Source organism: Patescibacteria group bacterium (genome assembly GCA_041662665.1).
Taxonomy (GTDB): Bacteria; Patescibacteriota; JABMPQ01; order JABMPQ01; family JAQVVF01; genus JAQVVF01.
The window spans coordinates 1-25623 of sequence record JBAZSC010000004.1 but is presented as its reverse complement, the minus strand read 5'-3'; the positions used below and the strand labels follow the sequence as shown (position 1 = coordinate 25623).

The following is a 25623-nucleotide window of genomic DNA, read 5'->3' as shown; positions in this document are numbered from 1 at the left end:
TATTTTGGTGATTCTACCCAGCTTTAGCTGGGGTTAGGAGAACTTTAGTTCTCGTATTATTTATGACGAACTAGGACTAAAGTCCTACAACCCTTGGCTAAAGCCAGGTAGAATTTCTACAAAACAATTTTTATTTTAAGATTTTCAGAAATTTTCCCACCCTTCGGGTGGTCACTCGTAGGGTGAAGATCGCCAGTGCCAAATGAAATTTGTTCGGCATGTGTGGCATTGGCTAGATCTGGAAAGAATTTTTCTAAATCTTTTTCTTTAGAATCAATAATTATTTCTTTGATTTCTTTATTCATTGCAAGATTAGTATTCGATTTTGTTTTTCGGACTTCGGCTAAAATTTCGACAATCTGATCACCAAGTTTTTCTTGCTTTTCGTTAACTAATTTTTTATCAACTTTTGGCCAAGCACTAATATGAATTGATTGTTCGATAGTTGGACTGTTTTCTTGTTTTTTTGTTTCGTTGTTTAATTCTCGCAACGCTTGCCAAATCTCTTCAGTGATGTGAGGCAAGATTGGCGCGAACATTTTTAAAATATTTATTAAACAAATATATAATGTTGCTTGAGCTGATGTTTTAGCTACTTTGTTTTCATCATTGTAAAGTCTTGATTTTGCAAGCTCAATATAATTATCAGCAAAATTTTTCCAGAAAAAGTTGTAAACTTCTTTTTTGGCTTTTGAATACTCGTACGTGTTAAAATGTTCAGTAACGTTTTTAATTGTTGTTTGAAGTTTACTTAATATCCATTGATCAAGAGGTTGAAGTTGAAAGTTTTTAAAGTTCATAAAGTTCTTAAAGTCGGACGGATTGACGGATTGCAAAAACATTAAGCTAAATTTTGAAGCGTTGAATAATTTGGTGATTAATTTTTTGCCATCTTTGACTTCTTCTTCTTTATATCTCAAATTATTTCCTAAATTTGATCCAGCTGACCAATAACGCAGAGCATCAGAACCATAGCGTTTAATTATATTAGCAACTGGTTCATAATTGCCTAATGATTTAGAAATCTTTCGGCCTTGTTCATCCAAGCCATGGCCTGAAATCATAACATCCTGCCATGGTAATTTTTTTTCATGGTACCAAGATTTTACAACTGTATAAAAAAGCCAAGTTCTGATAATTTCAAAAGCTTGAATCCGTAAAGACATTGGATAAAGTTTTTTGTTTTCATCTTGTTCTTGCCAATGAGAATTAATTTGTGGAGTCAATGATGATGTCATCCATGTGTCCATTACATCTTTTTCTGGAACAAATTCTTCCGATTGGCATTTTGGGCAAGGATGTTTTGGTTGATCTTGTAATGGATCAATTGGCAAATCTTTTTCGTCAGGTAAAATTATTTCATGACATTTTTTGCAATACCAAACTGGAAATGGGACGCCATAATAGCGCTCTCTTGAAATATTCCAATCCCATTTTAAGCCATCTAGCCAGGTGTCATATTTCTTTTTCATGAAGAGCGGAAACCAATTTATTTTGTTTCCTTGTTTTTTAAAATCCTCTAAATTGTCTAAAATTTTAATGAACCATTGTTTAGTTAAATAAAATTCAACAGGAGTTTTACAACGTTCATGAACATTTAAAACATGAGTAATATCTTCTTGTTTGACTAAAAGATTTTGTTTTTGTAAATCTTCTAAAATTTTTGTGCGAGCTGTTTTTATATCTAAGCCTTGATAAGTTTTTGCCCATTCATTAAGATGGCCAGATTTATCAAAAATTAATCTAGTGTCTAGTTTGTCTTTTTTCCATTTGGCAACATCTTCGGAGTCGCCCCAAGTACAAACCATCATTAAGCCAGTCCCAAATTTTGGATCAACAGTGGGGTCGGATTTTATTTTGATTTCATAATTAAACAATGGAACAATGGCAGTTTTGTTTATTAAGTTTTTGTAACGGACATCGTCTGGATTGACATAGAGAGCTACACATGCAGGTAATAATTCTGGTCTGGAAGTGGCGATAATGAGAGCGTCAGAACGTCGGAGCGTCGGATCGTCAGAGTGTTCCGGTGTTTCAGTGTTTGAGTGTTTAAGTTCGAACGATATATAGTTTAGTGTAGATTTTTCTTCGGCATCTTCAAGATCTGCTTGAGCTAATGCTGTTTGGTCGTGCGGACACCAAATTGTTGGCTCTTCGCGATGTTCTAATAAGCCTTTTTTGTATAAATCTAAAAATGATTTTTGAGAAATACGACGAGATGATTCGCTGATTGTTGAGTATAATAAAGACCAGTCAATTGAAAGGCCTAAAGATTTCCAAAGAGAAGTATAAGTTTTGGCAACTTCTTTGGTTTCTTTTAAACATAATTGAATAAATTCTTCGCGAGAAATTTTTGATTTATCAGCAATTTTGTATTTTTGTTCAACATATCTTTCAGTTGGTAAGCCATTGTCATCAAAACCCATGGGATAAAAAACATTAAAACCTTGCATTCTTTTGAAACGGATGATAAATTCGGCTTGAGTATAAGACATGGCATGGCCGACATGAAGATGAGCTGCTGAAGCATAAGGCGGAGGAGTGTCAACTGAGAAAATTGGCTTTTTTGAGCTAGAATTGAACTTATAAATATTGTTTTGATCCCAAAAATTCTGCCATTTTTGTTCTTGTTCTAAAATATTATATTTTTTGGAAAGACTTGACATTTTATGAATTTAGTACTAAAATAAATTGTTTTACCGATTTCGAGATTAATTCTATCAGAAAAGATGCCCTTTTACAAGAGGAGGAACCGGCAATGTTGATCGAACAAAGTCTAAGAGCTTTGATCATCAAGCCAATTTCAAGATATGATCATAGTGTTGCAAAAATAAGGTATTTTGTTGTGGAGATGAAAAAATATTCTTTTAATGATGAGCATTGTCTAGGTGGCTATGTGCAAAGAGATGATCTAAAGGAAGTAACACTTGCAGAAATTAGTGATTTCAGTCCAGATATCTATTTCTATTATGATTCTGATGGTAGTTATCGGCGGATTTTTTTGACGGACAATTGTCATAATAATGCAATTGTTAATTTTGTGTTGATGCTTTTTAGATCTGGTGAATTGAGATTTGATTTGGAAAATTATGTTGTTGATGATGATGTACTTTGTGATTCTCAGCTACGATGTTAGCTGATTTTTTTTGTAAAAAAACTGTCATATTTTGGCAGTTTAAGATTTATAGCGAAAGATTTGCTTCTGGAATGATTTTTGAGAAATCGCTAAACTTGTTATTTTTAGCGTATTGATAGGCTGTGCTAGCGATCATCGCTCCATTATCGCTTGAGAATTGGGAATTGAGAATTGAGAAGTGAGAGTCTGGGATCTCTTGTTGGATTTTTTGTTCAAGGTTTTTTCGTAAAGATTTGTTTGCAGAAACTCCGCCACCCAACATAATTGTTTTGACATTATATTTTTTGGCGGCATTTATTGTCTTAAAAATTAAAGTATCAACAACTGCTTTTTGGAAGGAAGCGCAAATATCGTTAATTTGTTGTTTTGAAAAAATATTATTTTCTTTTGTTAATCTTAAGACTTCTGTTTTTAATCCAGAAAAACTAAAATCAAAATCTTTAGAATTAATCATTGGCCGAGAAAAATTGTAAGCTTGATCATCTCCAGATTCTGCTAATTTGGAAATAATTGGTCCGCCTGGATAGCCGATATCTAATAATTTAGCGACTTTATCAAAGGCTTCGCCAGCAGCATCGTCTCTGGTTTGGCCGATGACGTTGTAATTTAGATGATCTTTCATGTAAATTAATTCAGTGTGACCACCACTAACTATTAAACATAATATTGGAAATTGGAAATTCTCCGCCTTCGCCTCACTTTGTTTGGCTTCGGCGGACAGGGGAAATTCGGAAATTCGGAAATTATTTTTTTGAACGAGCCAGTTGGAGTAAATATGGCCTTCGATGTGATTGATAGCGATGATTTTTTTATTTAAAGAATAGGCTAATGACTTGGCAGTATCAATGCCGACCATTAAAGATGTAATTAGACCTGGACCATTGGTGACGGCAATTAAATCTAATTCTTCTTTTTTTATATTTGCTTCTTGCAAAGCTTGTTTAATAACAGGAATGATTAATTCAATGTGAGATCTTGCTGCAACTTCTGGAACAACTCCGCCGAATTGTCTATGGATTTCTGTTTGAGAAGAAACAATATTTGATAAAACAAAAGAGCCGTCTTTGACTATGGCGGCTGATGTGTCGTCGCAGGATGTGTCGATACCTAAAATTAACATACGTGTCTTAAATAACAAATTCCAAATTCCAAACAAATCCCAAATTTCAAATCACAAAAAAGCGATTTGTAATTTGTGGTTTGTAATTTGTTTGGAATTTGGGATTTGTAATTTTAGTGCAGTTATTTTATTCCCACTATATTTACACCACCAGTGAAATTTTCATTATAGGCTAAAAAATTGGCAATGGCAATATTTTGAGGATATTGAAAAACTTTAATTCTAGGCGAGCCATTTTTGGCAATTGAAGTAATTATTTCAGTAATGCCATCATTATTGTAATCAACTGTTGAAATATTTATTCCGTCTTGATTATATCTGGCAAATGGTTTAATTTTTTTCTTTCTGATGTGTCCATTTTTATTAATAATTTTGATGACTGATCTTGTATTTGATTGTGAGCCAGCAATTATTTCTTCATTGCCATCTGCATCAATATCGCCAGTTGTTAATTTTGCGGTAGTTTTTTTGAAAATCCTGGATTTTAAAATTTGCCAAGTTGTGCCGTCCCAATATTTTAAAACTGATTTTTTATTATTGGCTGGTGTAGCGAGAATCTCTTTCTTGCCATCATTATTTAGATCAATAGTTGTTAAATTAATTCCGCATTTTATTTTATGGCTAAATGGACTTGGAATTTTTGTTAATTCTATAAAAGTGTTTGTTGTTTTGTATAGTCCGCCTTCGTCCTGCGGGACTTCGGCGGATAAAGAAAATATTTTTATTTTTGGATATTGATTTGAACTAGATGTGGCAATAATTTCATCTTGACCGTCTAAATTTAAATCTGTCGTTGCAAGATTAATTTGGCCATTATATTTTTTGGAGAATGGTTTGAATTTGGCAATAAAGTCTTGTGAATTTTTGTTAAAAATTTTTATTTGTGGTTTATAACTATTTGAGCTAATTATTAATTCTTGTTTTTGATCATTATTGATATCGCCAAGAGAAATTTGAGATCCTTGTTTGTTCTTTGGAGGGTAAGCGAAGAAATCAAAAGTTGGAATGGCAAGACCTTGTTCGTCAAAAATTCTAATGTGTGATCGTCCAGGATAATTTGGGGAGGTTACAATTTTTCCAGAATTAACATCTGGATTATTAATTTTGTACCATAAAAAATCAGTTGGATTATGCCAATCATTTAATTTGTCCTTTGACCCTAAGCCCCAATAGACCCAATTTGTAACATAGGCGCCTTTTCTGATTCCGAAATGAAGATGTTCTGGCCAGCCTCCATTAACATCTGTAGTACCGATATAACCAATAATTTGATTTTTATTAACAAATTGTCCTTTTTCAACTTGAGTGTCTCGTCCAAGATGACCATATAATGAAACAATTTTTTCTTGATTTGCTAATGTGTGTTCAATTAAAATAACAGTGCCGAAATCAGTATAAACGCCAATATTTTTTACAACTCCTGTGGCAATTGCATAAACTGGTGAGTTTGCTTGTATTCCAATATCATCGCCAAGATGATAAATCCCAGATCCTCTGATAGTGCCAAATTTTTGACCTTCCATGTCAAAGATCCATTTATCTAATGGCCAAGTAAAACTGTAGGATATGGCAGATGAGCCTTCCGCTAATGTTAAAAAAGGAGTAAAAAGAAAACATAACAAAATTAAAATTGTTGTTTTTATTTTCATGAATTTTATGTAATATTTATTTTATTATAACAAATAATATATTGTTTGAGTATTGACTTTAAGTAATTTTAGTATTATTCTGTGTATATAGAATAATTGTGCCGCCTTCGTCTAGTGGCTAGGACATCAGGTTTTCATCCTGACAACAGGGGTTCGATTCCCCTAGGCGGTATTTAAATATCATTTTTAAAAATTTAAAAAAAGTCTACTTCAATTTTAGTAGGCTTTTTTGATATAATAAATTTATGTTTAAAGAAGAAGTTTATAAAATTTGTAAGCAAATTCCAAAAGGTAAAATTATTACTTATAAAAAAATTGCAAAGAAGATAAATAAACCTAGAGCTTATCGTGCTGTTGGTAATATTTTGAATAAAAATTTTAATAAAGAAGTGCCATGTCATAGAGTGATAAGAAGTGATGGTTTTGTTGGAGGATATAATAAAGGATTAAAAAAGAAAATAAAATTGTTAAGACAAGAAGGAATTGAAATTAAGAAAAATAAAATAGATGTGGATAAGTTTTTTGTGTGATGATTTTTAGAAAATAATATTTTGTGCTATAATAATTTTGATAAAACTCTGTGAGTTGTTTTGTATTTTTTAGAATTAAAAATACAAATTAATTAAAACAAAATGGATAATTTAAATATAAACAAAAAAGTACGAGGGGGGGGGCTTAATGGAAAAGTAAAAATTTTTAACTCTTTTTTAATTTTACTTGCGGTCTTGTTAATCCCGATACTTATTTTGCTTGTACCTACTTCTACATATGCATGGGATATGGCTCCAAATTCGAATATTGTTGAAGCTGGTGGCTATGATGCAATATTAACTGTTGGTGGCAACTCGGGTGTCGATGGGTCATTACATACAAGCGGATATCGGTTACTTAATAATAACAGGTCGCGTATTAGACAAAATGGAGTCATAGACCATTTGTCTATTCACGTAAATAATGTTACTAATATAACTAATTATTATATACAGATATGGCGTAAGAATGGCGCAACTTTTGATAGAATTTATCAAGAAGACGTATTAGCCCAATTAACTGGTTTACCTGCGACTAAAAATATTACACCCTCTACTACCTGGACAGTGCAAGAGGGAGACTATATCGCATGTGGAATAGTTATTAGTGGAGCAGGTAGTAACCAATGGAATGTATTAATTGGTCAAGCGGCTAACTCAGCCTATTTTGCTTACGATGCGACTCCTAGTGCGACTAATTATAATTGGTCGGCACAATCTCCATACACTTCAATACTTCCTGTCAAAGTTTATATGCAAGCTCCTCAAATAGTATATATTGGAGATTCTATTGTGGCTGGACATCCAGCAAACTATTCGTTTATTGAAAACAGTACGACATATTCACTTAGTAGTTCTATTAGTTACCAATTCTCTCTTTTGCATTCTGCAACATATCAGAATATGGGTATTGGAAGTCAAACATCTACCCAAATTGCTGCAAGATTTACGAATGATGTGGTTAATTTACACCCCAGGATGGCAATAATAGAAGCCAGCGCAAATGATGACACAAGTGCAGAAGGGGCCGAGGCAATCTTTCTTGCCAATTGGACTTCAATGCTTGATGCCTGTGTAACTAATAATATTATACCTGTAGTTCTGCTATCGACACCATTCACTGCAAGGTCGAATGCTAACTGGCAGATAAGAAGTGATTGGGAAACACACCTTGTAAATCTGATAGCCACTTCGTACTCGTCCGCCATAGTAGTTGACAGCAAACCACATATCGGGCAATTTAGAGTTGGTGGAGACGCTGGTAATTACTGGGATATACAGGCCATATATGATTCTGGTGATGGAGTACACGAAAATGTAGCAGGGTATACGGAAATTGCCCAAACAATTGTCGATGTATTGGATAGTGATATTCCAGTTACAACTGCCTCTCCAGTAGGTGATACATACAATAGCGCTCAATCAATTACTTTGACTCCAAATAAGACAGCAACAACATACTATACAACAGATGGTTCAGACCCAACAGAAGCTTCACCAACATATTCTAGTCCGATTGATATTTTAACGAATACAACCTTAAAATTCTTTTCAGAAAATGCCATTGGTAATTTAGAAGCTGTGAAAACAGAGATTTATGTTATTGATACAGTAGCACCAATAACCACTGCTTCTCCAATTGGTGAAACTTACACATCAGTTCAATCTGTTACCTTGACAGCAGTTGATGATAATTCTGGCGTCGCTACAACATATTACACAACTGATGGCACAGAACCAACTACTTCATCATTAGTCTATTCTTCGCCAATCGAAATTTCTGAAACAACAACTCTAAAATTCTTTTCAGTTGATAATGTTGGAAATTCAGAAAGTGTAAAAACTGAAGAATATATTATTAATACTGAAGCTCCAGTTATTCCTTTCATTGAAAAACTTAATTTAGAAAATGTAATTTTAAACCAAACTTATCAAAGTCAACAAGATAATGCAGATCTTCTTTTCTATCTTCTTCCTAAACAAAAATCAATCAACGATCTATATATCAAATTAATTAGAAACAAAAAGAAACATCTAAATGGTTTTACAAAGAAAAACAGCTATCCAGGATACTTAAAGCTATTATCAAATATTGGTACAGTCAAAAGAGCCTATCAGAAAAATGTTAATAAACATATTAATTTCAGAGTCTCTGTTAGATATTCAAAATCTAAATTAAACAAGACAAAGATCAAAGAAAAGAATTTAAGACTATTTATTAAAGATAGAGACGGAATTTGGCGAGGACCATACAGAATTTATCAAAACAAAACAACTCATACTTTGAAATTTAAGATTAGAAATTATCTTGTAAAGATACCTAAAAATCCTGTTCCAAATCCTTTAGATATCAAGACAAAGAACAGACCATTTGCTCCATCATTTTACTTCAGAACATTAAAAAAGATTAAATTCGTGATTGCTGAGAAGAATGCCTTATCTAATTCAACTAATTTAGAAACATCGGATAGCCAAGATTTCTTTTTTGAATAAAGAATCGTTAATCTTTTGCTGTTAAAAAAATTTATTCAATTTTTTTAACTTGCTCATAATTTGCTAATAACTTTTTTGAAAAGGGCACGTGCCCTTTTTTGGTTTGGCTGAATTGTTAAAATTTGTTATAATTGTTTTATAAGGAGGGGAAGCAGGTGTTTTTATTATTTAAAAAAGAATTTTTATGAACAAAATAAAAGTAGCAATCAATGGATTTGGCAGGATCGGCAGACAATTTTTTCAAATTGCGTTTGATCGGCAAGATGAAATGGAAATTGTAGGAATTAATGATTTGGGAGATTTAGAAAATTTAGCTTATCTTTTGAAGTATGATACGGTCTATGGAAAATATGATAAGAAAGTTGAAGTTGTTGATGGAAATTTAGTTGTGGAAGGCAAGAAAGTTAATTTTTCTCAAGAAAAAGATCCAAGCAAATTGCCATGGAAAGAATTGAATGTTGATGTTTGTGTTGAATGTACTGGCGTGTTTACGGAAAAAGAAAAGGCAAAAATGCATTTAACAGTTGGCGCAAAAAGAGTGGTAATTTCTGCACCAGCAAAAGGAGGCGTGCCAACTATTTTATTAGGAGTTAATGAAGAAAAAATGAAAGATGATGTGATTACTTCAAACGCATCTTGTACAACAAATGCTATTTCACCGGTTGTTGCGATTTTAAATGAAAAATTAGGAATTGAAAAAGCGTTGTTGAATACAACTCATGCTTATACTGCAACTCAAAGCTTGGTTGATGGTCCAGCTGATTTGAAAGATATGAGACGTGGAAGATCAGCAGGGCAAAATTTGGTGCCATCAACAACTGGAGCTGCAAAAGCAACTACTGAAGCAATAACTGAATTGGCAGATAAATTTGATGGCATTGCTGTTAGAGTTCCGGTTGTTTGTGGCTCTATTGCTGATGTGACATTTATTTCAAAAAAAGAAACAAACGTTTCCGAAGTAAATAAAATTTTGGAAGATGCGAGCAAAGAAGATCGATGGAAAAATTTATTAGAATTTTCTACGGAACCAATCGTTTCACATGATATTATTAAGAATTCTCATGCTAGTATTGTTGATTCAGAATTTACAAAAGTTGTTGGCGGAAATTTGGTTAAAGTTATGGCATGGTATGACAATGAATGGGGATACGCTGTTACTTTAGTAGAGCATGTTGTTAAATCTGGAGCATTAATAAAATAACGAAATTATAAATAACTAAATAACAAAATTATGATAGGAGAACATCCTGCTTTAGATGTTGAGGGACCTAAGAATTTCGAAAATTTAGATCTTCAGGAACTTAATTTTGAACAATTTGAAAGAGCTTTTCAAGAAATTCAAGAATTGGCATCAAAAACTTTTCATCAAAATGAAAATGGTTTTAGAAATGTGAAGGGTGAAGGAATTTATATAGAAAAGGTTGGTAATATTTTTAAATTATCCGAAGTTACTCCATCATTAAAAGAAGTCCATACTTTCTTAGCAACTAATGCTAATTCTGTTTTGACCAAAGGCTCATCTGATAAAGAAGAAATGATACAGGCGATGAAAAAAATGATAGAAGGATTAGGCAATAGAATAATTTAAATATTTTTTATTAATATTTTTATTTATGTTTGATGTAATTACAATTGGATCAGCGACTCGCGATGTTTTTTTGAAAGGAAAATTTCCTATAACTAAAGATAAATTATCTTTTGATTTGGGATCAAAAAATGATGTTGATGAGATTTTCTTTTTTACTGGCGGAGGAGCAACTAATGCAGCAGCAACTTTTTCAAATTTTGGATTGAATACTGCTTGTATTAGTAGAATTGGAAATGATCCAGGAGGTATGGCAGTGTTAGAAGATTTAAAAAAATTTGGGATTAGTTCACAATTTATTACTGAAACTAAAGACCTATATACAGCTTATTCAATTATTATTTCAACTGAAAATGGCAGAGTTGCTTTGGTGCATCGAGGGACAAGTGAATATTTTAAAGAGTCTGATATTCCATGTAATAAAATTAATGCAAAATGGTTTTACATTACTTCTTTGTCTGGTAATGTAAAAGTTCTGAAAACTATTTTTGATTGTGCAAATGATAAAAAAATAAGAATTGCGTGGAATCCTGGAAATTCGGAAATAAAATTAGGCATGACTTCTTTAAAACCTTTTTTAGCAAAAGTTGGCGTGTTGATTTTAAATCTTGATGAAGCAAAAGAATTGACTGGTTTAAAAAATGCAAAAGAAATTTTTGAAAAATTAGACAGTTTGACTGATGGAATAGTAGTAATTACAAATGGAATGGAAGGTGTTGAAGCTTGTAGCGGAAAAACTTGTTATAAAGCAAAGGCAATGGGAGGTAAGGCTGTTGAAAGTACTGGTGCTGGAGATGCTTTTGGATCTGGATTTGTTTCTGGACTATTTTTTAAAAATGATGTTAATTATGCAATTCAATTAGCAACTGCTAATGCATCATCAGTTGTGAAAAAAATTGGAGCAAAGAATGGATTAATGACGAAGAGTGGATTAAATAAATTTGATAAAGTGAAAGTAGAGAATTATCTGCTCTAGAAAACAGAAAATAGGAAACAGTAACGTCGTCGTTGTTTCTGTTTTCTGTTTTCTATTAACTTATATTTTATGGCAAACTATGTTTCAGCGGAAAAAATTGCGAGAATTTTGAGAACCGACAAGGTTACTGTTTTAAAAACTGCGGAGTTGATGGAAAAAAAGTTTAAAAAATCTTTAGTATTGGATAAAATTGTTTCGGAAAATAATTTTCGAATAAAGGAATTGCTTGGAATTTTGAAATTGCCGAAAAATAGTCATGCGTTGACTATTCATAAAGCAATTATTTTAAAATTAAAAAGAGATGATCGAGCTTTGTTTGAAATGCTTGGTCAACCGATTTGTGAAAAAAAAGAATCTTGTTCTAAAGCAATACAAGTAGCATTGGAGATTACAGATAATAAGCGAGGTTTTTTTATAAAAAAAGACAAGGCAAAAGAATTTTTATTAAAAAATCCGCCGCCGAATATTTTGTCAGCTTTGAAGTACAAAAGTATGGAATTATTGTTAGAAAAAGAAGATTGGAGAGAAGTATATGCGGCACTTAGATTTGTTGAATCAAGAGATTGGATGAATAATGTTTTTAGTAAAGCTTATCTAAAGTTACAGCCATCAGATTTTGAGTATCGTGATATCGAAGTAATTGTTTTAAATGAAAAATGGTTAAGAATTGCCCAAAGATTTATTAAGAAAAAATATCATAATTTAAGCCATTTAAAAGAATTAGGAATAATTTTTATTATTCCAATCTCATCTGGAATTGCAGGTGAAACCTTGAGAATGTTTTCTTTGATTTTGCATTATTTGAACGAAATTCCTTTTTATTCTAAATTAATTGAAAAACATAAAACAGATGGAAAATTTGCAAATAATTTAGATTCATTAATTCGTGGCGATGTGTTGAGTGAAAAAATGCCATTTGGTTTTTTTAGAATTGTACAAAGATATTTAGCAAAAGATGATGAAAATGACTTCAGGTTATTTGAACCGCATGTAAATCCAGAAACAATTCATTGGTCAAAAGCAGAAGAATCATTATCAAAACTCGATGTTAAATTTAAAGGTTTAGAATTTGCTTTTTGGGAAGGTTTGAATTTTGTCGGAGATTTTTTTAAAGGCGATTTGAATGATGAACTGATTAGTTTTAATTTGATTGATAATGAAATGGGTTTGGCGAAGCGAAAAGAGATGATTAAATATCTTTATCACCATCAAGAATCATTATGGAATAAGATTTTCTATGAATATGTCGGCGGTAAAACAATGATGGAAAAAATGATTATTGATAATTGGGAAAAAGGATATATTGAAGTCTAATGCTACAGATTTTACACAGATTTAAAACAGATTCTATACAGATAACACAGATTCTATACAGATAACACAGATATCTTATATCTAAAAACCTAAAATTATTTGGGTTTTTTGTTGACTAAAATTGCATATTTAGCTAAGATAGCTTGTTATGCAAAAAAGATTATCTAAAAAAGCCAATGATTTGTTTGATGCTTTCTTCGAAGCATCGACTTTGGATAAGAAGAGAAAAGGATCCGTAATAAAAGTAAATGAAGTTATTTCCACTTTGTCTTTTTTTTATGAAAAAATTAGAACAGCAGTTGATTATCGCGAAGAGCATTTATTACGAAAAAGCGCAATTTTGAGAATTCTGAAAAGAAGATTTGTCCATAAAAATAAGGCAAAAATTATTGCTGATTCGTTAGTTCGAGAATTGATTAGATCAAGGCATTTGAAAAATATGAGCGTGACTGAAGAAACAGTTGAAGAAATCAGCGCGATTTTGAATAAATATATTTTTTTAAATAATCAATTGGCAAAAAGGCAATTGCCAGGTTCATTGAAAAAAATTGAATGGTTGCTGGCAATTTCAGCTTGTGAAATTGATAATTTATTAAAACCGAAAATAGTGGAAACAGCATTAGTAAATTGCATGTACGATATGCTGGCTAAGAAAATTTCTTTAGAGCAGCAAGGAATTAAGGAAGGCGAGAAAGATATTCAAGTTTATATTGCGATTCATCGAGCATTGATAAAGTCAGATGATGATATTTTGTCTTACCATTTGTTTAGATTGCATTTTCCAAATTGGTTTGCTACGCCTTCATATCAAACAATTGAAAAAATTGCGAATGATATTGATTTAATTAAAGATGGAATAGATCGGCAATTGAATCATAAAATGGCGAATCGGTTGTACCAGCTAGTTCGAAAATATGTGGCGCCGTTTGTGATTTTAAAAAGTTTTATTGAACAGAGTCCAGAGAATGCTAAGGAATTATTTATCAATCCGCCAGAGCCATCGTTGGAATTTGATCCTTTTGCACCGCCAGATATTTTATCATTGGAAGATAAATTGCGTTCTGTTTGTTCAGAAAAATATGCAGAATTTAAAACAAAATTAAGACGCAAAGCTGTTAGAGCAGTTATTTACATTTTGCTAACAAAAATATTATTGGCATTAGTTATAGAAGTGCCGTATGAATTGATTTTTTTGTCATTGATAAATTATCCAGCATTTATTGTGAATATTTTAGTTCCGCCATTTTTGATATTTTTGGTAGCATTGCTTGTTCGAGTACCAGGTGAAAAAAATTCTGACAAAATTATTTCTGGCATAAAAGAAATTGTTTACGATGATGTAAAAAGAAAAATTTTTGTCAAAGAAAAAGTTTTATTGAGAAAAAGAAAATTTATTTTTAATTTTATTTTTTCGGCATTGTATCTGTTAGTTTTTTCAATGACGTTTGGTTTTATTATTTGGTCTTTACATAAACTTGATTTTAATGTTGTTTCTGGTGGTATTTTCATTGTGTTATTCAGTATCGTTTGTTTCTTTGGCGTTTCTTTACGGCAAAGTGTTCGAGAATTGATTTTACAAACAGAAAAAGAGAATATAATCACATTTATTTTTGATATTTTTACTTTGCCAATTTTGAGATTTGGCAGATGGATCTCTAATACTTTTTCTAGAGTTAATGTTTTTATTTTTATTATGGATTTTTTGATTGAAGCGCCATTCCAATTAATGATTGAAATTATTGAAGATTGGATTGTGTATATCAAGGAAAAACGGGAAGAGATACTCTAGTTTGTAAAGTCTATAAAGTTCTTAAAGTTTATAAAGTATTTCGAAATATATTCGGATATTAAGATATTCGGAAATTAGGAAATTTGGATATTGTTACGAAGATTGGATGCTAGAATTGAATATTGAATATTGCCACCCTGCGGGTGGTCACCCGAAGGGTGAAATATTGTTCCGAATAAATTTTTGTGTTAGATTTAGTTTATGAAATATTTTAGAAAAATCAGTGTTTTTATTTTGCTAATTACTAGTTACTGTTTGCTAGTTACTAACCAAGTTTTGGCTGCGGAAGCGACTTGTAAAGCGCAAAAAATTGTTATTTTTGGTTGTGATGTCGGACAAATGTTGCATTTGAATGCCGAACAATTAACTTTGCCTATTGTGATAGTTGCTGGATTGATTGATGGCATAAATCCATGCGCGATTGGATTGATAATTTTGCTTTTAGGCTATTTAATTATTTTTGTTCATCCTGAAGAAAAAGATAATGGCAAAAAGTTTAAAGAAATTCTTAAAATTGGCGGAATTTACATTGTGACTGTTTTTTTGACTTATCTTTTAGTTGGAATATTTTTCTACAAGTTCATTGATATTTTGGTGACAATGCCTTATTTTGGCGATATTTCTTTATATCTAAAATATGTATTGGCATTTTTTATAATTTTAGCAGGTCTTATTAATATCAAAGATTTTTGGTGGCATGGTCAGGGTTTTTCTTTGGAAGTATCACAAAAAAGAAGATGGATGTTAACGAAATTTGTGGAAAAGGCGAGCATTCCATCAACAATTATTTTAGGAATTTTGGTAACGTTATTTGAAATGCCATGTTCTTTGCCTTTGTATGTTGGATCAGTTTCGATCATACATGATAATTTAGGAATTGTAAAAATTGTTTTTTATCTGATACTTTATAATTTGTTATTTGTTTTGCCGTTAGTTGCGATTTGGGTTTTGGTTTTGGCTGGCAGGAAAATTGCAGTTTTAAAAGAATGGCAGGAATCAAAACTTCGAACATTGAAGCTGATTATGGGAATTACTCTTGTAATAATGGGGATAATATTGGTATTGCTATAGATATTAAGATATTCGGAAATTCGGATATTAAGAAATTAGAAATTAGAAATTGATTGTCATGATTCCTTATTTTACTCTTGAATACATAAATTTAGGGCCAGTTAAAATATTTGTGTGGGGCTTGTTTCAAGCCTTTGCTTTTTTATTGGCTTGGTATTTTGCAAACAGATTAGCAAAAGAAAAAAAGATAAATACCGATCATATTTTAAATTTGGTTTTGTTAAGTTTAATTGGCGGATTTGTGGGCGGAAGAATTTTTTATTTAATTCAATACCATAATGAATTTAAAAATTTTTGGGATATTTTTAAAGTTTGGGAAGGTGGAATGGTTTTTTATGGCGGATTGATTTTGGCATTTATTTTAGATTTAATTTATATATTCAAACAGAAACTAAATTTTTGGAAAGTTGTAGATGTCATTTCTTTGGCAATGTCGTTTGGATTGTTTGTTGGTAGAATTGGTTGTTTTTTGATTCATGATCATTTAGGCATTGTAATGAAAAATGTGCGTTTTTTTGGGATTAATATGGGTAATGGTGTTGTTAGACACGAGACTGCGATGTATGAATCATTATTATGTTTATTATTTTTTGTGATATTTTGGTTGTTAAGAAAAAAAATAAAGACAGATGGCGTAATTTTTGCGAGCTTTTTAATTTGGTATTCTTTTTTCAGATTTTTAATTATTGACATGTTTAGAAATTTTGATGTAAGATACTTTAATCTAACGATTTCTCAATGGATATCAATTCTAGTCGCAGTGATTGGTTTAATTATTTTAATTAAGTTAAAACTAAAAAATAATAAAAAAAATATGAATGAAGAAAGATCAGGAAAATCTAGTGCAATGTTTATGCCTTTGGCAATTGTAATTGCAGGAGCAATAATTGCGGGTGCAATAATTTTTAGTAATAAAGGTAATGATGTTGGCAATGAAGTAAAAGGCGAGGCAAAACAAGTTGTAAATACTAATGAGGAAGCAGTTGTTGATGTAAGTACTGATGATGATCCAATAAAAGGAGATAAAAACGCAAAAATAACAATTGTTGAATTTTCTGATTTTGAATGTCCATTTTGTGAAAAAGCTGAACCTACTTTAAAAAAGATTTTGGATACATATAGTGGCAAGGTGAAATTGGTATATCGAGATTTTCCTTTGGCAATGCATAAGGATGCACAAAAAGCAGCTGAAGCTTCACAATGCGCGAATGATCAAGGAAAATATTGGGAATATCATGATAAATTATATGCTAATCAGAAAGCTTTGACAGTCGCGGATTTGAAAAAATATGCTGGCGATTTAAAATTAGATACAGTAAAATTTAATCAATGTTTAGATAGCAATAAATTTGCTGATGAAGTTAAAAAAGATTTAGCTGATGGCGAGGCAGTAGGTGTAGATGGAACTCCAGCATTCTTTATTAATGGTAGAAAAATTGTTGGTGCACAACCATTTGAAGCATTTAAACAGATTATTGATGAGGAGCTGAAATCACTCTAATAAATTTTCGGCCTCACTCGAATAACTTTTCGAATACCACTAATATTTTTTTCGAATGATTAAAAAATCCACGATTTCGTGGGTTTTTTGATTTTAATAATTATGTTATAATAAAGAATATTAAAGATTAGGAAAAATAAAAATGAAAAAAGTTTATCGATGCAGAGTTTGTGGAGATATTCATTTTGGAATTGAGGGGCCAGAAAGGTGTCCCACTTGCGGACATGTTAATACTTATTATGAAAGAAAAAATTTTTCTGTTTTTTTCTACACATTGCGATTAATTGGCAAAAAATATTGGAGGTGTATTGTTTGTAATGACATTCATTTTGGGAAAAGATGGTCAGCATTATGTCCGACTTGTAAGCACCAGAATGTTTATGTTGAAATTAGTCGAGAGGAATTTGATATAATTTTACTAACATTAAAAAAATAATATGGCAAAAATAGTTATGTATCATGGACAAGATTGTCCACATTGCCAGGCAATGATGCCATTGATTGATAAAGTACAAAAAGAATTAAATGTAGAAATAGAAAAAAAAGAAGTTTGGCAAAATGATGAAAATGCAGCGGAGATGCAAAAGGATACTGTAACGATAAAAAAAGCTTGTGGAGGAGAGATGGGTGTTCCTGTTTTTATAAATATGGACACAAAAGATTGTACATGCGGAGAGCTTAATTATGAAAAATTAAAACAATGGATACAAAAACAACAAAAATAATCGAAGTTTGGAAAAAATTGGGAAATCAACAACAAGTTTTTAAGATTAATCCAGATTCTTCAAAAGTTGAAAAATTGGCAACTGGTGTTTTGAATAATGAAGAAAAACATGGTTTGAAATTTTGTCCTTGCCGAATGAAAAGCGGAAATGCAGTTGAGGATTTGAAATTAGTTTGTCCTTGCAATTTTTTTGTACAAAAAGTATGGCAAGAAAAAGGAGAATGTTGGTGTGGTTTATTTATTAAAAAATAATTTTATATTATGAAAAAGCTACTATTAATTCTCTATGGGGCTCTCTTATTTGTCTTACCAGCGATTGTCTGGGCGAGACCTTATGCTTACGTTACGAATGCTGATGATAATAGCGTTTCAGTTATCGATACAGCAACTAATAGTGTGATAAAGACTATTGGTGCAGGAAATTTTTCTTTAGGCGTTGGAATTACGCCAGATCGGACTAAAGTTTATATTACTAATGCTTTTGGTAATAGTATTTCAGTAATTAATACTACGACTTTAGAAGTAGTTAAGACAATATCTTTAGTTGATCAGCCTTATGGAATTGTTTTTAATCCATCTGGGACAAAAGGCTATGTGTCATTAGGAAATTTGTCCGGGTATGTTTCAGTTATAAATGTAGCAACAGATGAGCAAGAGGCTTTAATAACTGTTGGAAATAGTCCGGCGGGATTAACAATTAATCCGTTGGGAACAAAATTATATGTTGCGAATTTTAATGGAGGCGATGTTTCAGTTATTGATTTGAATTCTAATACCGTAATAAAAACAATAAGCGGAGTTGGAAATTTTCTTCATGATGCAGTGATTAATTCGGCTGGGACTAGATTATATGTTGCATCATTTGATGGATCGAGCAATGGATATGTTGCAGTAATTGATACTGTTAATGATTTGTATCTTACTTCTATTAGTATGGGAGCTGGTACTGATACAACCGGATTAGCTTTGAATCCGTTGGGCAGTTTGCTATATGCAACTAATATTTTAACTGATGAAGTCAAAATAGTTGATACAACTAATAATTCAGTAATTGGATCTATAACTGTTGGCGATGCTCCATGGGGAATATCATCAAATTATTTAGGTACTAGAGTTTATGTTGTAAATCAAGATTCTAAGAATATATCAGTGATTGATGTGTCAACTAATACTGTTATTGATACAATTTCCGTTGGAAATAGGCCTTATGCAGTAGGAACTTTTTTAGAACAGCAACCAATTATTTCTGTTTCTGAATCTGATTTAAGTTTTGAGAGAACTTTAGCTAGCGAGGAGAGAATAGAAAATATTACAGTCTTCAATTATGGGACAGTTAATTTGAATTTAAATCAAATATCTTCAACTGATGATGAATTTGTATTAGAAAATGATAATTGTTCAAACGAATCAATAATACCGCAAGGGACTTGTACTTTTGATGTCGTTTTTAGACCACAAACTTCAGGTTCAAAAACTGCTAGTTTAACGATAACATCTAATGATCCAGATCATATTACAACTTTGATAAATTTGAGCGGTGCTAGTATTTATGCGGATCGTTTTGTTACTAAGCGACCAAAATCTAAGCAAGTGCTAATTGAGAAAAACAAAAATCTTTATGCAAAAAATTTAACTTTGAAATTTAAAAAATATCCAAAAAAATTAAAAAAAGTAAAATATTATTTGCAAATTAGAAAATATAAAAAATATTTAAATCCAGCTCAATCGTCAGAGATATTTTTGAAAAAATATATTAAACTAAATAATAATTTTTATAATTATAGTGGTAAAAATTATAAAATTAAGTTTAAATTTAAGTATAGCCAAAAAGAATTTAAAGCTTTGAAGAAAAGAAATAAGCTTGTTAAAGAAAAAAACTTGAGATTAAAGTATTATGATGGTTTGGAATGGAAAAATTTAAAGGCAGAATTATCAACTAAAAATAATACTCTAATCAAATATTATACAAACTTAGATAATGCTAATTATTATTTTGGTATTGGTATTAAATAAAATTTATGTCTGAAGGATTTAGAGAGATCAGTTTGGCAAAAGCGAAAGCTATAAAAAATGAAGAACTAAAAACTAGTTTTGTTGATGTTGTGGAAGATTCTGGATTGTCAGACTCTAAAAAAATTTTGATTAATAAAAAATTGGCTGAAGTAGCTAGGAATGATTTTTCTTTTGCGCAACAAAAATATTTTTAGATTGGCTAAGTTTAGAAAAAGCAAAAACTAAAGATGTGATTGAAGCAAGAAAATTAAATAATTTATATAGCGAATTGAAAGAATATTTAACAAATTTAAGATCTGAAAATAATTAGAAAAATATGATATATGATTTGATTATAATTGGCGGCGGACCAGCTGCTTTGTCAGCTGGAATTTATTCTGCGCGCAAAGAATTGAAAACATTAATTTTATGCAAAGAAATTGGCGGGCAAGTGAAAGAAGCTTGGGAGATAGAAAATTATTTAGGATTAGGAAAAATAAAAGGAACTGATTTTGCAAAAAAAATGCGAGAGCATATAAGTTTGTTTGAAAATATTTTGGTCAAAGAAAATGCTTTGGTTAACAAGATTGATAAAGAAAATGAAAATTTTAAAGTGGCAACAAATGCAGAATCTTTTTTGGGTAAAACTGTTTTGATTGCGTCAGGAAGCAAGCCAAAAAGATTGGGTGTACAGAATGAAGGAAAGTTTGTGGGCAAAGGCGTATCATATTGCGCGACTTGCGATGCGCCGATGTTTAAAGATAAAAATGTAGTAGTAGTTGGCGGAGGAAATGCGGCATTGGATGCAACAAATGAATTATCAATGATTGCAAAATTTGTTTATATTTTAGATATTGGCAAAGAATTTATTGCTGATAAATTTTTGTCAGAAAAAGTTTTGAAAAATAAAAATGTAAAAGAAATTCATAATTCAAAGATTGTTGAATTTATTGGCAATGAAAAAGGATTTGTAAAAGAAATTATTTATGAAGATTTGAATAGTAAAAAGAAAAATAAATTGGAAGTTGAAGGAGTATTCGTAGAAATTGGATCAATGCCGGCACTTGTAAAACAGGCAATAAAATTGAATGAAAAGAGCGAGATTGTTGTTGATGAAAAAAATATGACGACAGAGCCTGGAATTTTTGCGGCTGGAGATGTGACAAATACAAAGTATAAACAAATTGCGATTTCGGTTGGTGAAGGTGCAAAGGCTGGGTTGGCAATTTATGAATATTTAAATCGCTGATTCTTTACGCGGAATAACGCGGAAGCTAACGCGGAAAATGCGGAAACTAAACTGAATTAAAAATTTTTAATTATAAATAAAATAATTTTAATATTATGCCAAGAGATACAGGCAATCCAATTAGTGAAGAAGAAGTTTCAACTGATCAGGAGTCAAAAGAAGTCCGATTGGGCCATGCTGTTGAAGCTTATGGCGGATCAAGTAGAGAATTGCTGGCGACTATGTTAGATCAAGAGGAATTTAAAAATGATCCTCGTTTTGGTGATTTGATTTCGGAATTGAAAACTAGATTAGAACAAGAAACTACTGAAGCTAGAGATCCTTTTGATGTAGAATGGATTGGAAAAGAATTGGTTCATTTGGATCCAGAAAAATTGGCAATGTTAAAGAAAAAAGAATTTAGAGATTATGCGACCGAATTAAAAACTTTTACTGAATCTGGTGATGTGGCGAAAGACGATAAAGGAAAATTATTTTTGGGATTGGAAGAAGTGGCGAGATTGACTGATGTTAAAGAAGTAAGCAAAAGAAAAGATTTGTTTGAAGGGATAAAAAGTTATGTTCAGGCTGAAAATTATAGCAGTCCATTATCAAGAGAAGCATGGGAAGTCAAAAATAGAATATATGATAAAGAAAGCTTATCAAGATTTGGCTCAAGAGATATTGTTAAAAGAGTATTGAGAGATGCCCAAAAAAATAATAGCGAATTATTTTTGCAATTACAAAGAAATTTAGGAGGAACCCAACTTTTATATGGACGTCATGTTTCTGTTAATGAAGCTCGAACTGTATTGGAAGGATTAATTGCAAGTAGTGCTTATCATTTATCTTCCGATAAAGTTTTATTAGTAAGTGAAGATGGGAATTTGGAAATTCAAGGTGATTTGTTTAATGAAATAAAAAATAGAAGCCAGGAAATGGCTAGAGATCTTTTGCCAGTAGTGAATTATTATTTAGCTTGTCGTCCGGAAAGACATGGTATGGAAGAAAGAGGAACATTGTCAAACTTAGCAAATTATCAAGAAAGATTAAAAGTAACTGGACTTTTGCAAGATAAACCTTTTTTGGATCTTTATGAAGAAGATGGAGTTGTATTGTCTGGACTTGAAGGTAGCGAAGCGATTAATAAAATGGCTCTCGAAACTAATCGAGTTGGAAATGAAGATTATGAAACGATGTATAAACCAATGTATGAAGAGCAGACAAGAAAAGCGAGTGAGGCAGAAAGAAGTTATTTTTATAAGCATAATGTTTTTCGTGAAGATAGTCGTCCTGGTTTTTATGAGGACCATGGTTGGATGTATCTTCAACAGGAATGGAGATCTGGACAAAGAAAATTGAGTGAAGCAGAGATGAAAGCATTTTTGGAAGATATCATGCGTAGAGATTATCCGCTTTTTCCTTTTTTATGGCATTTAACAAATGAAATAAGAAATCAGCAAGCAAAAATTGAAGAAGAGGTTCCGACTAAGGTTGAAGAAGAACAAGAGATTTTGAAATCGACAGACGTAAAATTCTTTGGAAAGAGAATGGATGGATTAAAAGAAGAAATGGAAGCATATGATAAATTAGCAAGTTCTTGGACGATAGGCAAGAAAGAAAAATTAGCAGAAAAATGGCGTGGGATTAAAAGTGATTGGTTGAAAACTCCTTTAAGGTATTCATATTCTCAAGTGAAACTTAGGTATGAGGGTATTGAAGAAATTGATTTTTCCGCTTATGATCATTTTTTTAGAGATATAGATGATTTGGAAAATTTTGAACAATTACGTGAAGCAGCGAGCGAGTTTTTTAATATGAACAAATTAGTGGAAACGATTGCTGAAGGAATATTGGAAAAACGTTTGAAAGAACTTGAAAAAAATGAAGCTGATATGAAATATTTGGTGAAAATGTATAAAGTTGGTTATGAAAAAATAATGGGATATAAACAAGAAGGAATGGAGATTTCTGAAGATAAAGAAAAACAAATTAAGATTGATCCAGAAGTTTTGGCAAGATATGGTGAGGAGTAAAATAATTTTATATATAAAAAGAAACTAGAAATAGTTTCTTTTTTGTTGACTAAAATTATTAATTTTTGTATATTAAGACATTGATGTTTTGTTATTTTTGTCTTATTTTTGTTCATTACAATTTGTGCTTTTTGTGAGCCGACAAGTCCGCCAAACGGCGAACAATCCCGCCTTCACTCTGCGGAGTTACGGCGGGCAAAGGGAGGTAGGAATGGCAGAAGAACAGAAGTTGGGTTTGCCAGATAATTGGAAGAGAAAGTTGAATAATGGCGAAAAGTATGTTCCGGTTGTTTCAAACAATTCTTCTTGGCGTCAGAGTTCTTCGTATGCAGTAATTCTTGGATTTTTCATGGTCGTGATTTTTACAGGAGCATCGGCATTTTTGGGTGTGAAGATTGCTCAGGTTCCTGAAGCTTCAATGACTGTGGCTCTTGTTGCTGTTGCATTGGCAAAGATTTTGAAGCGCAATAATTCGTTGCTTGAGAATGTGATTATCCAAAGTATGGCTTCAGTTTCGACTGGCGTTGCAGCTGGCGCGCTTTTTGTGCTTCCGGCAATCTATATTTTGGAGCTTGAAATTTCTAATGTAATGATGATGTTTTTGCAGATGTTTTTGGCAGTTGGATTGGGCGCTTTTATTGGACTGCTATTGATGATTTTGTTGAAGAGGTATTATGTTGTTGAACAGCATGGAGAATACGAATTTCCTGAAGCAACTGCAACCACTGAAATTCTTGTTTCTGGAGTGAGTAGTGGTGCAGAATCAAGGGCAATCTGGATCAGTCTTTTGGTTGGCTATCTGGTTGATTTTGGCAATAATTATTTTGGATTCTGGAAGTCCATTTTTCAGACATCGTACATGCCGGTATTGAAGGGTGTAGCAGAAAAGGGAAAGTTGCTTTTCAACTATGATACAAGCTTGGCAATTTTGGGCATGGGCTATCTCGTTGGAATCAGATTCGCTTTGTACATGTGTGTTGCTTGCATGGTTGGTTATTATATTTTGGTTCCTTGTTTTGCTTTTGGCTATTCTGACTTGTTGCCATTCATTCCAGATTATTTGTGGATGAAGATCTCAGGCGGACAGGCAATTTCTCATGAAGCGGCAATGGCGTCTGCTTCAGCTGATGATATCTTTATTGTTTTTGTTAGGCCAATCGGTATTGGTGTGTTTTTCATGGCTGGTGTGATTGGCATTATCAAGCAGTTTCGAAAGATTGTTGATTCGGTGAAGACGAGTTTCAAGCAGACGAAGCTTTCTTCAAGCGAAACTTCGGAAGAGCATTTGAGGGATTTGAAGATGAATCTGGTATTGATTCTTTTGGGAATTACGATGCTGGTGTTTTTTGGATATATTTTTGGTTTGGTAGGTTTGAATGTTCTGATTGCAGTTGTCGTTTTCTTTATTGCAGCTGCTTTGCTGATTGTTTTTGTGCCGGCAGCGATTATGGCAACCGTAACGATGGGTAATGCACCAGTTTCAGGAATGACTATCGTAACATTGGTCTTGGCATGTATTGCATTGCTGGCTCTTGGTTTCAAGGGCAAGGATGGAATGCTTGTTGCAGCATTGTTTGGAACATTCATGTGCACTGCGTTGGCGTTTTCTTCAAGCTTTGTGACTGATCTGAAGATTGGCTACTGGCTTGGAGCAACTCCTGCAAAACAGCAGGCACTGAAGTTAGCATCAACTTTTGTTTCAGTAGCAGTGGTAATTTTTGCAATGCATATTATCAATCAAGAGTATGGATTTGTGAAGAGCGATGCTCATCAGAATCCAATGCCAGCGCCTCAGGCAAATGCAATGGCAAGTATTATCAAGACTTTTTTGGGTGGTGGGCAAGCGCCTTGGTATTTGTATGGCTTTGGAATGGCGATGGCAATTATCTTGAACTGGATGGGAATTTCGGCTCTGGCTGTAGCTTTGGGCTTGTATATTCCAATTGAATACAATATTCCATTGCTTGGTGGCGCAATTATTGCAATGATTGTTTCAAAACAGCGTAAAGATGATGGCGATGAAAAAGAAAAACTGGCAAAGGAAAGGTATGATCGAGGTACTTTGATTGGAACTGGCTTTGTAGCAGGAGGTTCCATTGCTGGAATTACAGCTGGAATTTTGAAGTATATTTTGAAGTATTACGGATTTGATCTTCCGACTTGGTTCTTTGTTCATTTCTTGGGATATCCGGCGTTGGTGAATGATAATGGTGAAATGGTAACTTATAGTTTGGCAACGAACTATGATTGGTCGAATTGGATCAGTCTGTTGATTATTGTATTTTCAATTTGGTTCTTTTATTGGTACACTTCGAAAAAGACGAAGACACAAAAAGCATAAGTTATAATCATGTTTGAGACATGATTTTTTTTGTGAAGGGTAATAACTGGATTTAGCCACCAAATTTAGTAACTAAATCAATTAATAATTCTTCTTGTTTGTCTAGCGAAATCATTCTATGATTAAATTTCCAAGCAA

At 32.1% G+C, this 25623-nt stretch carries 21 protein-coding genes and 1 tRNA gene; 19 read left to right on the top strand and 3 right to left on the bottom strand.

Annotated features, from left to right (window positions below; all coding sequences use genetic code 11):
• Positions 1-116 precede the first annotated feature (116 nt).
• Positions 117-2666, bottom strand: a complete 2550-nt coding sequence (locus WC663_05705) for a valine--tRNA ligase (GenBank protein MFA6296825.1) — start codon at positions 2664-2666, stop codon at positions 117-119.
• 92 nt (positions 2667-2758) lie between these two features.
• Between WC663_05705 and WC663_05700 the strand changes: the two genes are divergently transcribed.
• Positions 2759-3136: a hypothetical protein gene (locus tag WC663_05700; protein ID MFA6296824.1), complete on the top strand. Its 378-nt coding sequence runs from the start codon at positions 2759-2761 to the stop codon at positions 3134-3136.
• Between the two features lie 46 nt (positions 3137-3182).
• Here WC663_05700 and tsaD read toward each other — a convergent pair whose 3' ends face one another.
• Positions 3183-4256 (bottom strand): tRNA (adenosine(37)-N6)-threonylcarbamoyltransferase complex transferase subunit TsaD, encoded by a 1074-nt coding sequence (tsaD, locus tag WC663_05695; GenBank protein ID MFA6296823.1) that lies wholly within the window; start codon positions 4254-4256, stop codon positions 3183-3185.
• 122 nt (positions 4257-4378) lie between these two features.
• Positions 4379-5905 (bottom strand): FG-GAP-like repeat-containing protein, encoded by a 1527-nt coding sequence (locus WC663_05690; GenBank protein MFA6296822.1) that lies wholly within the window; start codon positions 5903-5905, stop codon positions 4379-4381.
• A 100-nt stretch (positions 5906-6005) separates the two neighbouring features.
• Between WC663_05690 and WC663_05685 the strand changes: the two genes are divergently transcribed.
• From WC663_05685 to WC663_05600, 18 genes are all read left to right on the top strand, one after another.
• Positions 6006-6077, top strand: a tRNA-Glu gene (locus WC663_05685).
• A gap of 73 nt (positions 6078-6150) precedes the next feature.
• Positions 6151-6435 (top strand): MGMT family protein, encoded by a 285-nt coding sequence (locus WC663_05680; GenBank protein ID MFA6296821.1) that lies wholly within the window; start codon positions 6151-6153, stop codon positions 6433-6435.
• A gap of 102 nt (positions 6436-6537) precedes the next feature.
• Positions 6538-8928, top strand: coding sequence for a chitobiase/beta-hexosaminidase C-terminal domain-containing protein (locus tag WC663_05675; protein ID MFA6296820.1), 2391 nt, complete (start codon positions 6538-6540; stop codon positions 8926-8928).
• A 184-nt stretch (positions 8929-9112) separates the two neighbouring features.
• Complete coding sequence (gap, locus tag WC663_05670; GenBank protein ID MFA6296819.1) at positions 9113-10129, top strand: type I glyceraldehyde-3-phosphate dehydrogenase; 1017 nt, start codon at positions 9113-9115, stop codon at positions 10127-10129.
• A 30-nt stretch (positions 10130-10159) separates the two neighbouring features.
• Positions 10160-10516 (top strand): hypothetical protein, encoded by a 357-nt coding sequence (locus WC663_05665; protein ID MFA6296818.1) that lies wholly within the window; start codon positions 10160-10162, stop codon positions 10514-10516.
• A 25-nt stretch (positions 10517-10541) separates the two neighbouring features.
• Positions 10542-11489, top strand: a complete 948-nt coding sequence (locus WC663_05660) for a carbohydrate kinase family protein (GenBank protein ID MFA6296817.1) — start codon at positions 10542-10544, stop codon at positions 11487-11489.
• Between the two features lie 69 nt (positions 11490-11558).
• On the top strand, positions 11559-12803 hold the full coding sequence (locus WC663_05655) for a hypothetical protein (GenBank protein ID MFA6296816.1): 1245 nt from the start codon (positions 11559-11561) through the stop codon (positions 12801-12803).
• Between the two features lie 148 nt (positions 12804-12951).
• On the top strand, positions 12952-14592 hold the full coding sequence (locus WC663_05650; GenBank protein MFA6296815.1) for a hypothetical protein: 1641 nt from the start codon (positions 12952-12954) through the stop codon (positions 14590-14592).
• A gap of 201 nt (positions 14593-14793) precedes the next feature.
• On the top strand, positions 14794-15663 hold the full coding sequence (locus WC663_05645; GenBank protein ID MFA6296814.1) for a cytochrome c biogenesis protein CcdA: 870 nt from the start codon (positions 14794-14796) through the stop codon (positions 15661-15663).
• 58 nt (positions 15664-15721) lie between these two features.
• Complete coding sequence (gene lgt / locus WC663_05640) at positions 15722-17164, top strand: prolipoprotein diacylglyceryl transferase (protein MFA6296813.1); 1443 nt, start codon at positions 15722-15724, stop codon at positions 17162-17164.
• Between the two features lie 142 nt (positions 17165-17306).
• A complete protein-coding gene (locus WC663_05635) occupies positions 17307-17600 on the top strand; it encodes a hypothetical protein (GenBank protein ID MFA6296812.1) in 294 nt (97 codons plus the stop codon).
• A 1-nt stretch (position 17601) separates the two neighbouring features.
• Positions 17602-17889: a thioredoxin family protein gene (locus WC663_05630; protein ID MFA6296811.1), complete on the top strand. Its 288-nt coding sequence runs from the start codon at positions 17602-17604 to the stop codon at positions 17887-17889.
• Positions 17865-18140, top strand: a complete 276-nt coding sequence (locus WC663_05625; GenBank protein MFA6296810.1) for a ferredoxin-thioredoxin reductase catalytic domain-containing protein — start codon at positions 17865-17867, stop codon at positions 18138-18140. The genes WC663_05630 and WC663_05625 overlap by 25 nt, the downstream gene beginning before the upstream one ends.
• 9 nt (positions 18141-18149) lie before the next feature.
• The gene (locus WC663_05620; protein ID MFA6296809.1) at positions 18150-19901 is read left to right on the top strand and encodes a choice-of-anchor D domain-containing protein; all 1752 of its coding nucleotides are present in this window, start codon (positions 18150-18152) and stop codon (positions 19899-19901) included.
• A gap of 5 nt (positions 19902-19906) precedes the next feature.
• Positions 19907-20095: a hypothetical protein gene (locus tag WC663_05615; GenBank protein ID MFA6296808.1), complete on the top strand. Its 189-nt coding sequence runs from the start codon at positions 19907-19909 to the stop codon at positions 20093-20095.
• Positions 20096-20217: 122 nt separating this feature from the next.
• Complete coding sequence (locus WC663_05610) at positions 20218-21129, top strand: FAD-dependent oxidoreductase (GenBank protein ID MFA6296807.1); 912 nt, start codon at positions 20218-20220, stop codon at positions 21127-21129.
• A gap of 95 nt (positions 21130-21224) precedes the next feature.
• A complete protein-coding gene (locus tag WC663_05605) occupies positions 21225-23144 on the top strand; it encodes a hypothetical protein (protein MFA6296806.1) in 1920 nt (639 codons plus the stop codon).
• Between the two features lie 211 nt (positions 23145-23355).
• Entirely contained in the window at positions 23356-25485 is a 2130-nt protein-coding gene (locus WC663_05600) for an OPT/YSL family transporter (GenBank protein MFA6296805.1), read from the top strand.
• Positions 25486-25623: the final 138 nt, after the last annotated feature.